Source organism: Pontibaca methylaminivorans (assembly GCF_900156525.1).
Taxonomy (GTDB): Bacteria; Pseudomonadota; Alphaproteobacteria; order Rhodobacterales; family Rhodobacteraceae; genus Pontibaca; species Pontibaca methylaminivorans.
Map to the genome: position 1 here is coordinate 2,048,619 of NZ_FTPS01000001.1, position 11,583 is coordinate 2,060,201.

Sequence of the window (11,583 nt, forward strand, 5' to 3'; positions counted from 1 at the left end):
CCGGGATATTTCCGGCCAGAAGATGCCCCTGGGGGCTCGGGGAGCGGGCGCGCGCTTTCAGGCGACCGCGTAGAGCGATTCGTAGATCGGGGCGAGGGTCGTGTGCTCGAACAGCGAGGAGACCGAGGTGCCGTCCCAGATGTTGTGGATCGCCTGGGCGAAGATCGGGGCCGTCGGCACGATGCGGATGTTGCGTGCGGCGATGACCGCGGGTGCCGGCTGGATCGTGTCGGTGAGGACCAGCGATTTCATGACCGAATTGGCGACCCGTTCCGCCGCGGGGCCGCTCATCACCCCGTGGGTGATATAGGCGTGGACCTCTTTCGCACCGTTTTCGATCAGCACCGCCGCCGCCTTGCAGAGCGTTCCGGCGGTGTCGCACATGTCATCGACGATGATGCAGGTCTTGTCGCGCACGTCGCCGATGATCGTCATTTCGGCGACTTCGCCCGGTTTCTCGCGACGCTTGTCGACGATGGCGAGCGGTGAATTGATGCGCTTGGCAAGTTCGCGCGCGCGGGCCACCCCGCCCACATCGGGGGAGATGACGATCAGATCTTCCATATGGCCGCGGAAATGCGCCTGGATGTCGAGCGCGAAGATCGGGCTTGCGTAAAGGTTGTCCACGGGGATGTCGAAGAAGCCCTGGATCTGCGCGGCGTGGAGATCCATGGTCAGCACCCGTTCGATGCCGGCCTCGACCATCATGTTGGCGACGAGTTTGGCAGAGATCGGCGTGCGGGCCTTGGTGCGCCGGTCCTGCCGGGCATAGCCGAAATAGGGCAGGATCGCGGTGATCCGGCTGGCCGAGGAGCGGCGCAGCGCATCGGCCATGATCAGCAGTTCCATCAGGTTGTCATTGGCCGGGTTCGAGGTCGGCTGAATCACGAACATGTCTTCGCCGCGCACGTTCTCGAAGACTTCGACGAAGATTTCGCCGTCGTTGAAGCGCTCGACCCGGGCATCCACGAGGCCGGTATGGACGCCGCGGTGCATGGTCATGCGCTGGGCGATCGCTTCGGCCAGGGGCCGGTTCGCGTTGCCGGCGATGAGTTTGGGTTCGGTGTGGTTCGGCATCTGTCTTTGTTCCCTGCCCCTGGTTTTCTGCTGAAACGGCGCTGTTCCGGCAGTCGAGTCGCTTTCCCGCTATCGCTTAGCATGGGCCCGCACCGGGGCAAAGGACGGGTGCGGCCGCGGCCTCTCAGGTGGGTTCGTCGATGATGTGATCCTCCCAGTCGTCCTCCGCGACCTCGGATTCACTGACCATGCGTCCGCGCAGCGAAATGCCGGCGCGGTGGACGCTTTCGGGGTCGCCCGAGACGAGCGGATGCCAGTCGGGCAGCGGCCGCCCTTCGTGGATCAGGCGATAGGCGCAGGTTTCGGGCATCCAGGACAGGTGCCGCTCGAGTTCGCCCGGGCGCAGCACGATACATTCGGGAACATAGCTGTGGCGGTTCGCGTAATTGCTGCAGTGGCAGGTGTCGAGATCGAGCAGCCGGCAGGCGACGCGGGTCAGGGAGACGTCGCCGCTGTCCTCGTCCTCGAGCTTGTTCAGGCAGCATTTGCCGCAGCCGTCGCAGAGGGCTTCCCATTCGTGGCGCGACATGCGCGAGAGCGGTTTCGTTTTCCAGAAGCCGGGCGCCAGGCGGCTGCGGTCGATCGGATCGGTCATGTCCGGGCGAGGACGGCGCGGGCCTGCGTGCAGTCGTGCTCCATCCGGGCGATGAGGGCGTCGAGCGAATCGAATGTCTGCTCGGGACGCAGGTATTCCACGAGGCCGACCGAGAGCGTCGCGCCGTAGAGATCGCCCGAAAAATCCAGCAGGAAGGTTTCGAGATTGGGGCGGTTCTCGCCGAACATCGGGCGCACGCCGATGCTCGCGGCCCCGAGGTAGCTGCCCTTGTGCGGCCCGTCGCAGACATCAACGAGCACGGCATAGACCCCGAAAGCCGGCGGAAGAAGCCCGTCGATCGACATGTTCGCGGTTGGAAATCCGAGCTCCCGGCCACGCCGGGCGCCGGTGATCACCGGACCCTCGATCCGGTGCCAGTGGCCGAGCATCTCGGCCGCGTCGCGGGGGCGCCCTTCGGCCAGGGCGCGGCGGATTGCGCTGGACGAGACGGTCTTTCCCGAATCGCCAAGCAATGGTGCGACCGTCACCCCGAAATCCATCGCGGCACCGAAGCGCACCATGTCCTCGGCCCGGCCGCGCCGCTGATGGCCGAAGCGGAAATTTTCACCCACCACCACGTGGCGCAGGCCAAGACCGCGGGAAATGACCTCGCGTGCGAAATCTTCGGGGCTCATGTTCGCGAGCGCCGCATCAAAGGGCAGTTCGAACAGGAGATCGACCCCGATCTTGCGCAGCCGGCTCTGACGGGCATGGGGGCTCATGAGGCGGAAGGGGGGCGCATGGGGGGCGAAATATTCGCGCGGATGCGGGTCGAAGGTCAGCACGCCGAGCGGTGCGTCGGGGCATGCGTTCCGGGCCATGTCGATCACCGAGCGGTGACCGATGTGGACACCGTCGAAATTGCCGATGGCGGCGGTGGCGCCGCGATCCTGCGGCTGAAGAGAGCGGTAATCGGCAATAATGCGCATGGGCCTTGCCTAATCTGCAACGCCGGCGGAGTGAAGGGCCTTTGCGCTATCGGGGCCAGGTTTCGGGCCGGGCGGGCGCGTGCCGGAAATACGCGGCCCTATGCGCCCGGGCCCTGTCGCGGTCCTGTGGTCAGTCGAACTTGCGCGAGGGGGCCAGCACCATCGCTTCGCCCACGAGCACCTTCTTCCCGTTCACCGAGCAGTGGCAATCGAGCTTGACCCGGCGCTTGGCAAGGTCGATGTCGATCACCGTCACCTCGGCATGGACCGTATCGCCCGGCCGCACCGGGGCGAGGAATTTCAGCGTCTGGCCCATATAGACCGTGCCGTGTCCGGGCAGCTGTTCGCCGATCACCGCCGAGATCAGCCCGGCCGTCAGCATGCCATGGGCAATCCGGCCCTCGAAAATCGTGTCGCGGGCGTAATCGTCGTCCAGGTGCACCGGGTTGCGGTCGGTGGAGACCCGGGCAAACATCTCGATGTCTTCATCGGTCACCACCTTTCGCAGGTGGCGGCTCATGCCCATCTCGATGTCTTCGATGCAGATGGTTCCGCGGGGCATATTGTCCAACATGATGTCCTTGTCTTCCTTGTCCCTGAGTGTCGCGGCAATAATTCTGCCATGCGAAGCCGGATGCGCGTAACTTTATTACTTCGCAACCGCAGAAATCAAGGGCAATTTTGTTTCATTGCAGGAATCCGATGGCATAGGTCGGGCTGATGCCTTCGTTCTGCAGGAACCGTTCAAGCGCATCGGGTGCCGGGGCATGGCCGGTTGCGGTCTCGTCGGCGGCAAGCCCGCCGGTGATGAATAGGGAATCGAGATCCTCGCCCATGGCGCCCAGGATGTCGGTGTGGGGGCCGTCGCCGATGGCGAGGATCGCGGCCTTGTCGGTGTCGCACCCGAGTGCCGCGAGCCGGCGGCGCGCAAGGTCGTAGATCGGCGGATGCGGCTTGCCGAAATAGAAGCTTTCGCCGCCCATCTCGGTATAGAGCCGGGCGATGGCGCCGGCGCACCACTCACGCTTGTTGCCGCGGTCCACCACGATGTCCGGGTTGGCGCAGAGCAGCTTCAGCCCCTTCTGCTTGGCATAAAGAAGCTGCGGGCGATGCGCCTCGGGATCGGGCAGGGAATCGAGCGGCCCGCAGCAGACGATGCCCTCGGCCTCTTCCAGCGGCACGCGCTCAATGGGAACCGGCGAATCGATCACCTTCATCGGGTCGAAAAAGCTCTTGTCGTGGTCCCAGTTCCCCATGAACCAGACTTTCGAGCCGACCACTCCCTGGAACATGGCGGCGCGGGCGCTGTCGCCGGAGGTGGCGATCGCGTCCCATGCGTCTTCGGGCACGCCGAGTTCGGCAAGCTGGTGCCTCACCCCCTCGCGGGAGCGGGGGGAGTTGGTGACGAGGATGACGGTGCCGCCGGAGCCGCGATAGGCCTGAAGCGCGGCAACCGCCGCCGGAAAGGCGCGCACGCCGTCATGAACGCAACCCCAGAGGTCGACGAACATCACCTTGTAGCTGGACTGGATTTCGGAAAGGGCGTTGATGATACGGGTCATGCGGGCCTCGTGGTCGGAATGCGCCCCGGTGGCGCAATTTGACCAGAGACCAGCATGAACGGGCGGTTTTCACAAGGTCCGGGCAATTCCGGGCGATTCCGGGCGGCGCGGATTCAGCGGTGCAGCCACCGGGCGCAGAGGCCGGCGGCCTGCATCGGCTCCGCTCCGGCCAGGGTCGCGGGGGCACCCTGCAGCGCGAGCCCCGCCACCTGGGTGCGGGCAAGGGCGCCATCGCCGATGACGGCGATCTGCTGGCCGAGCCAGTAGGGCCGGACGGCGGCAAGTTCGGCGCCGATCAATGCACCCCAGAGCCGCGCCGCGATTTCCGGCTGGCCAAGCTCGCGCCGGGCCGCGGCCTCGGCCAGGCGCGCGGCAAGCATTTCGGGGCGCGCAATCGTGTCGGCGAGCGCCCCGGCGAATTCCGAGCCGTCCTGCATGGCAAAGGCCGTCGGGCCGGATTGCTCCGGTTCCGCCGCCGCCCCGGCCAGTTGTGCGGTCAGAAAGCACCGGATGCTGACGATCTCGGCGGCGCTGGTCTGCGCCCAGACCGTTACCGGACCGGGCAGACAGATCACCCCGTCCCAGTCGGGATTGAGCGACAGGAACCCCGCGATCGCGGTTTCGGGCCCGCGAATCACCGCCGGCGGATCGGACTGGACCAGCCCGGGGAGCAGATGCAGCGCCAGCCGCCGATCGCGCGCCGGCGCGACAGCGGCATCGAGCGATCGCAACGACACCGGAATCCGCACGAGAGCCGCACCGGGCGCGCCGCTGATGACGACCGTTACGGGCCTGTCGGGATCGTCGAGCCATGCGTCAAGATGCGGCCTGAGCGCAGCTTCCGGATCGGCCCCGTCCGCCGGATTGAGCGGGCCGCTCAGCCCGGCCAGTTTCCGGCTGCCGTCATAAAGCCAGGCATGGAACCGGTCGCCGAGGATCGAAACGCCGATCCAGCGCGATGTCTTTTCCCGGGCGGTCATGATCGGCAAACGGCGCAGAGGGGTGGCAGGGTCATGGAATAGCGCAAAATAGGCCTCAAGTTGGAAGATTTCGCAACGTAAGGTTAATAATTGGTAAGTAAAATCTTGAATGTTTCAAACATTAACGTAGGATGCAGATGCATGAGCGGTCGGTGCTCGGAACTGGGGGCGGAAGTTTCCGCATAACATTGATGTCCGACAGCCGGCGTGTCCGAATCACGGCCCTGTCAGGCCGGGGTGTGGGTGCGCCCGGGAACCCTTGAGCCGCGATACCGGACGCCAAAGGAATACTAGGTCATGAGTGAGGAAGTTCGGTTCCTGTTCGTTTGAATTAAGGCGTGAACGATCGCCGGCGCAGGCCAGAGCCCGGCGTGACCCTGCTGATATTCCGGGGCATTATGCGTTCTGGCCTCCGGCTCCGTATTTTCGGAGATTGCTCTTCGAGGGCAATATGAAAGAATTTGATGTAAGTTTCGACCAGTCTTCGATTTTTGGTCCTTCTGTCAGGCACGGCGGTGGAGAGAAATCCTTGAACATCTATTTGCCGTGCGACCACGGCCGGGCGGCAGCATTCGAGGAAGGCAGCCCGGAGCCGGTTCAGGCTCCGATGGCGGGCGTCGTGCCGAATTTCGGCCAGCGGTTCTATCGCAGGCTCGGCAAGCCGGCGCTTGATCTTGTTTTCATTCTGCTGACGCTGCCCCTGACGCTTCCCATCATCCTGCTTTGCGCGCTGGCGCTCTGGTTCGAGGGCGGGAACCCCTTTTACCGGCAGGCGCGCCTGGGCAAGGATGGCCGCGTTTTCCACATCCTCAAGCTGCGCACCATGGTGCATAATGCCGAGGCGCGGCTGGTGGAATACCTGCGCGACAATCCAGAGCGGGCCGAGGAATGGCACCGCACCCAGAAACTGCGCGACGATCCCCGCGTGACCCGGCTCGGGGCGGTGCTGCGGTCGAGCTCGCTGGACGAGCTGCCCCAGCTCTGGAACGTGTTCCGGGGCGAGATGAGCCTTGTCGGGCCGCGGCCGATGCTGCCCGAGCAATTGCCCCTTTACGGCGACCCGGAGGCCTATTTCGCGGTCCGCCCCGGTATTACCGGGCTCTGGCAGGTCTCTTCGCGCAGCGACAACAAGTTCTCGGAACGGTGCCGGCAGGATACCGATTACTACGCGAATCTGTCGCTTGGTGGCGATCTGCGCCTGATGATGCGCACCGTCGGGGTGGTCATGCGCCATTCAGGGTGTTGAGTCGGCCCGAATTTCGCCCATATTGCCTGCCATGAAGCAAATTTCAGGCACCGCCCCGCTTTCCGGTTCCGGCAGGCGAACAAGGGCGTTACACTGCAGATTGATTTCATCGGCGCCAAATGCTCGCACCAGGCGTCTGCCAGCACGTCGGATACCGGGCAGCATATGACGCAGTTTTCCAATTCCGAGCGACACCGCCGCCGCATCTTTGCCGAGGCCGATCCGCCCGGCGCCGCGGCCGCTCCCGGCGAGGCGCTGGTGCGGCGTGATTCGACCGCGCTCACCCCGGTGGAGCGCAACGATGCGGCCCTGCAGTTCGCTGCGCTTCCGCAGGTGCAGCCCACCCGCCCGCGGGGCGATATCAAGCGCATCCTGCTGCGCGATTTCTTTCGCCCCGATCCTGCGGGCAAGGCCTTCGACCTGTTGCGCACGCGCCTGCTGCAGACGCTGCGCAGCAACGGCTGGAGCCGTATCGCCATCGCCGCGCCGACGGCGGGCTGCGGTGCGACCTTCACCGCCGTCAACCTGGCCGAGAGCCTGGCGCGAATCCCCGGGAACCGGGTCGTCCTGATGGACATGAACCAGCGTCAGCCGGGCGTGGGCGAAGCCTTCGGCTTGGACGACCATGGCAATCTGCGCGAGTTCCTTACCGGCAATGCCGGGGCCGCCGAATACCTGGCGCGCATCAGCGATACGCTGGCCATCGGACAGGCGCAGAAGGTCGGGCGCGGCGCGGCAGAAACACTCCATGATCCGCGCAGCAGCGATGTGCTGAACCGGATGTTGGCCACCCTGCGGCCGGATGTTGTGCTTTATGATTTCCCGCCGATGCTGGAATGCGACGATCTGGCCGCTTTCCTGCCGCAGCTTGACGGCGTTCTTCTGGTTACGGACGGCACCCGCACCCTCGCCCGCGAAATCGACGCCTGCGAGCGGATCCTCGAGGGGCAGAGCCGGCTGCTCGGCGTGATCCTCAATCGCGGCCGGGGCAAGAGCCGATGATTTTCAGCGTCCGCCCCGCTCCCGGCGATGGGCGGGACCAACAGCGGAGAGCATGACATGGGGCCGATACAGACGCTGGACGATGCGCTGGACATGCTTCGCCGTCGCGCGTGGATCATCATCGGGGTGATTGTCATCGGCTGTGCGATCTCGCTCGCTGTGGCGCTCACCCGCCCGCGCGCCTATACCTCGACCGAGGTGCTGCAGATCTCGCGCGCGATGCTGTCCGACACGGCGGCCCGCGCCGCCGGGCAGCCGGCATCGACCGCGCGCCGCCTGCAGTTGATCGAACAGCGGCTGATGACCCGGGACAGCCTGCTGGAGGTGATCTACAGCCTTGATCTTTATACCGAACTGCCGCTGACCCAGAACGAGAAGGTCGATCTCCTGCGCAGGGCGGTCGGGGTGGATTTCATCGCCGCGGCGCGCAGTGGCTACAGCGATGACGGGGCGATCTCGATCATGAGCGTCACGGCGACCATGGGCACCGCCGAACTGGCCCAGAAGGTTGCGCATGAGCTCGCCCAGCGCACGATCGCGCTCAGCACCGGGACGCGGCTCGCCGAAGCGCGCGATACGCTGGAATTCTTTGCCGAACGTGAACAGCACCTGCGCGAACAGCTTGTTTCGCTGGAAGACGACATCGTCGAATTCCACACCAGAAACGATATTTCCCTGCCCGGCAGCGTCGAATCGCGGCGCGATGAAATCGACGCGATCAATTCGTCGCTGCTGGAACTGAACCGTGAACTGATCGTGACCCGGCGCCAGGCGGAACGCGAAATCCGCGATGCGCGCGAGGCCACCGCGCGCCGCCTGCGCCGGGACTTCGATGACCAGATCGCGGTTCTCGAAGACCAGCGGAACCTGCTTCAGCAGCGCCGCTCCGAACTGTTGCAGAGCATCGAGACCACCCCGGAGATCCAGCGCGAACTGAACGTCCTGGTCCGGCGCCGCGACGATGTGCAAAGCCAGCTTGATACCGTGAGCGGGCGCAAGGCCGATGCCGAAATCATCCTGCAGCTGGAAACCGAGAATCAGACGGAACGCCTTTCGGTGATCGAGCCGGCGTCGCTCCCTGATTATCCCTCGGGCGGCGGCCGCAAGAAGCTGGCCATGATGGGCGGGATGATGAGCGTCGGCATGGCGTTCCTGATCGCTTTCCTGCTGGAACTGCGCCGCCCGGTCATCCGCAGCGCGGCGCAGATGGAGCGTGAAACCGGGCTGGAACCCGTGATCGCGATTCCCTTCATCAAGTGACCCGGGCGCTCGTGGGCCTGGCATGGCGCGCCCGGGGGCGCGAGCGCGCCGGTCAGCGAAGCTCCATCAGCGCGCGGAAGAAATCGATGTGCAGGGAAAGCGCCGCCGCGGTCACCACGGCCGCAATCGCGAAATAGATGACGTCATGGAGCGGATCCCAGACCCGGTGCCGGCGCGCGAGCCAGATCAGCGTCGGGTGGCTCAGCAGATGCGCAAGCCCGAGCCCGACGATCGCGCCCGTCACGCCATAGGAGATCGTCCCGCCAAGAAGGAGCGAGACCTGGAGCACCGCCCGCGTGGCCGCAAGCGCGAAATAGGACCGGCTGTCGCCGGCGGCGAGCGCGGCCTGCTCGTAGCTGAGCCCGATCACCGCCGGAAGCTGGGAACAGGCCAGCAGCGTGACGATCGGCGCGGCCATCAGATAACGGTCGTCATAAAGAACCCCGACGATCCAGGGTCCGAGCATCGCCATCGCTCCGAGCATGAGGACAAGTCCGGCCGTCAGCGCAAAGCGCATCCGCCGCAGCTTGCGATGCACCCCGGGATCGACCCGGCCCGCCAGATCGCGATAGACCGGGATCAGCAGCCGGAAGACGATGCTGTGCCCCAGCAGCAGCGGAAAGCTCGCCAGGAAATAGCCGATATTGTAAAGGCCGAGCGCATCCAGCGACATGAACCGCCCGAGAATCGCCCGGTCGCCCTGGTTGCTGATGAACGAACAGGCGGTGGAGAGGAACACCCATTTGCCGAAGCGGATCAGCTCGGCCGCCGCCTCGGGCTCCCAGCGGAAACGGTTCCTGATCCCCGGCAGCATCCAGTTCGCGAGAATGAGCCGCGCAACGGTCGAAAACAGCCCGCCGATGACCAGCGCCAACACCGATTTCATGATCCAGGCGAGGATGATCAGGATGATCACCCCGATGACCTGGCTGAGCAGATCGACAAGGGTCAGCCGACCCATGATCAGATGCCGTTGCGCGGTATCGACCTTGGTCGGCTCGAATCCGTACAGGATCAGCGTCAGCCCGGAAAGCGGCAGATAAAGCGCGAGTTCAGGCGAGTTGTAGAATTTCGCCGCCGGAATCGCCAGCGCGGCGGTAAAGGACCAGAGCGCAAAGCCCCGAATGACCTGGATCGTCCAGGCGGTGTTGAGGAAATCCGGGTCGTCGCCGCGCTTGCTTTGGGCAATGGCGGGCGAGGTGCCGACGTCGGAAAACATCGTCAGCCCGACCGTCACCACGGTGATCAGCGCCATCAGACCGAAGGCTTCGGGAAACAGAAGCCGGGTCAGGATCAGGTTCGAGCCAAGGCGGATGACCTGGGAAATCCCAAAACCGAGGGTCAGAAACGACGCGCTGCGCAATCCTCGCGCCATCAGCCCATCGCCGCGAAAAGCTCCGGTGATCGCCCGCATTCAATGTTGCCTCATTCCAATATGGTGCAAGCTATGGTTCACTCTGCACACCGTCAACGCCGCTTTCGCGGCCCTCCCGCACCGGGTGCGGTGGGGATATTGCGGGCATGATCGGATTGCCGGCACCCGCCTGAGAGATAGAGGTAAACGGTTAAATCTTTACCGGGTAGAATGCCATGATACCTATGGTTTCCGATCCGGACATTCGCATGAAAAAGGTGAAGCGTGAAGGTCGCCTATATCCTCAATACCTATCCGCAGCCATCGCACAGTTTCATCCGCCGCGAATTGCATGCGCTTGAACGCGGCGGGGCCGAGGTGCGGCGTCTGGCGATGCGGCGCAGCACGGCGCCGCTGGTCGATCCGGCGGACCGGGCCGAAGCCGAGCGCACCACCCATGTTCTCGACCTGGGTGCGACGGGACTGCTGCGCGAGGTGCTGGCCTGTGCGCTGCCGGCGCCGCGGCGTTTTGCCCGGGCGCTCGGGCTTGCGCTGCGCATGGGGCGCGTGTCCGAAGTTGGGCGGCTGCGTCATCTGGTCTATCTGGCCGAGGCGAGTGCCGTGGCCCGGATCTGCAGTCGCGAGGGCATCGAGCATCTGCACGCCCATTTCGGCACCAATGCGGCGGCGGTGGCGCTGCTGGCCCATGCTCTCGGCGCGCCGGGATACAGCTTTACCGTTCACGGACCGGAGGAATTCGATGCGCCGCGCGCGCTTTCGCTCGGGCTCAAGCTCGACCGGGCCGATTTCGCGGTTGCCGTCAGCCAGTTCGGACGCAGCCAGCTGGCACGCTGGGCCGCGCACGAGACCTGGCCCCGGCTGCAGGTGGTGCATTGCAGCATCGAGCCCGGCCGTTTCACCGATCCGCCCGACCTGCCCGAGGGGCCGCTGCGGCTTGTGAACATCGGGCGCTTTGCCGAACAGAAGGGGCAACTGCTGCTGATCGAGGCCATGGCGCGGCTGCGGGAGACGCATCCCGATCTGCATCTGAGCCTTGTCGGTGATGGCGAGTTGCGCCCCCAGATCGAGGCGCTGATCGCGCGCAACGGGCTTGACCGCAACGTCACGCTCTGCGGCTGGCTGGACGAAGCAGGAGTGCGCCGCGAACTGGCCGCCGCCCATGGGCTCGTTCTGCCGAGCTTTGCCGAGGGGCTTCCCATGGTGGTGATGGAGGCCATGGCGATGGGCCGCCCGGTGATCGCGACCTATATCGCCGGCATCCCTGAACTCCTGCGCACGGGAGAGGCCGGCTGGCTTGTGCCGGCCGGTGATGTCGGGGCGCTGGTCGGGGCGGTGGTGGCAATGGTCACGACCCCGCGCGCGCGGCTTGCCCGGATGGGGCGGGCGGGGCGCGAGCGGGTGCTGGAACGCCACGATGCCGAAGTCGAGGCCGCACGGCTTGCCGGCCATTTCAGGGCCGCGATCGAAAGGCGGGCCGGGGCGCCCGTGTCGGCCGACGACCTGCGGCGGGCTCGGGAACAGGCGGGCTAGCGTCGGGAAGGCTGGCGTCGGGCGGGC

General features: G+C 65.4%; 11 protein-coding genes. 4 read left to right on the plus strand and 7 right to left on the minus strand.

All coding sequences use genetic code 11. The annotated features are described in order from the left end of the window. Positions 1-57: 57 nt before the first annotated feature. From B0B01_RS10040 to B0B01_RS10065, 6 genes are all read right to left on the minus strand, one after another. Entirely contained in the window at positions 58-1,077 is a 1,020-nt protein-coding gene (locus B0B01_RS10040) for a ribose-phosphate pyrophosphokinase (RefSeq protein WP_076649735.1), read from the minus strand. A gap of 124 nt (positions 1,078-1,201) precedes the next feature. Beyond that, positions 1,202-1,672, minus strand: coding sequence for a YcgN family cysteine cluster protein (locus B0B01_RS10045; RefSeq protein WP_076649736.1), 471 nt, complete (start codon positions 1,670-1,672; stop codon positions 1,202-1,204). After that, positions 1,669-2,601, minus strand: a complete 933-nt coding sequence (locus B0B01_RS10050) for a bifunctional riboflavin kinase/FAD synthetase (RefSeq protein WP_076649737.1) — start codon at positions 2,599-2,601, stop codon at positions 1,669-1,671. The genes B0B01_RS10045 and B0B01_RS10050 overlap by 4 nt, the downstream gene beginning before the upstream one ends. 130 nt (positions 2,602-2,731) lie before the next feature. Continuing rightward, positions 2,732-3,175, minus strand: a complete 444-nt coding sequence (locus B0B01_RS10055; protein WP_076649738.1) for a MaoC family dehydratase — start codon at positions 3,173-3,175, stop codon at positions 2,732-2,734. Between the two features lie 112 nt (positions 3,176-3,287). Continuing rightward, positions 3,288-4,163: a TIGR01459 family HAD-type hydrolase gene (locus B0B01_RS10060; protein ID WP_076649739.1), complete on the minus strand. Its 876-nt coding sequence runs from the start codon at positions 4,161-4,163 to the stop codon at positions 3,288-3,290. Positions 4,164-4,276: 113 nt separating this feature from the next. Continuing rightward, positions 4,277-5,143: a 2-dehydro-3-deoxygalactonokinase gene (locus B0B01_RS10065; protein ID WP_076649740.1), complete on the minus strand. Its 867-nt coding sequence runs from the start codon at positions 5,141-5,143 to the stop codon at positions 4,277-4,279. Positions 5,144-5,672: 529 nt separating this feature from the next. Here B0B01_RS10065 and B0B01_RS10070 point away from each other — a divergent pair. The 3 genes from B0B01_RS10070 to B0B01_RS10080 all read left to right on the plus strand — a co-directional run bounded on the left by B0B01_RS10070 (position 5,673) and on the right by B0B01_RS10080 (position 8,651). Then, entirely contained in the window at positions 5,673-6,389 is a 717-nt protein-coding gene (locus B0B01_RS10070; RefSeq protein ID WP_327082989.1) for a sugar transferase, read from the plus strand. A 165-nt stretch (positions 6,390-6,554) separates the two neighbouring features. Further along, entirely contained in the window at positions 6,555-7,391 is an 837-nt protein-coding gene (locus tag B0B01_RS10075; protein WP_076649742.1) for a CpsD/CapB family tyrosine-protein kinase, read from the plus strand. Between the two features lie 57 nt (positions 7,392-7,448). Next, the gene (locus B0B01_RS10080) at positions 7,449-8,651 is read left to right on the plus strand and encodes a Wzz/FepE/Etk N-terminal domain-containing protein (RefSeq protein ID WP_076650176.1); all 1,203 of its coding nucleotides are present in this window, start codon (positions 7,449-7,451) and stop codon (positions 8,649-8,651) included. Positions 8,652-8,703: 52 nt separating this feature from the next. On the opposite strand, the gene B0B01_RS10085 is transcribed toward B0B01_RS10080, so the two are convergent. After that, positions 8,704-10,026: an oligosaccharide flippase family protein gene (locus tag B0B01_RS10085; protein ID WP_234967749.1), complete on the minus strand. Its 1,323-nt coding sequence runs from the start codon at positions 10,024-10,026 to the stop codon at positions 8,704-8,706. 264 nt (positions 10,027-10,290) lie between these two features. Here B0B01_RS10085 and B0B01_RS10090 point away from each other — a divergent pair, with 264 nt between their 5' ends. After that, on the plus strand, positions 10,291-11,556 hold the full coding sequence (locus B0B01_RS10090) for a glycosyltransferase (protein ID WP_076649744.1): 1,266 nt from the start codon (positions 10,291-10,293) through the stop codon (positions 11,554-11,556). The last annotated feature ends 27 nt before the right edge of the window (positions 11,557-11,583 follow it).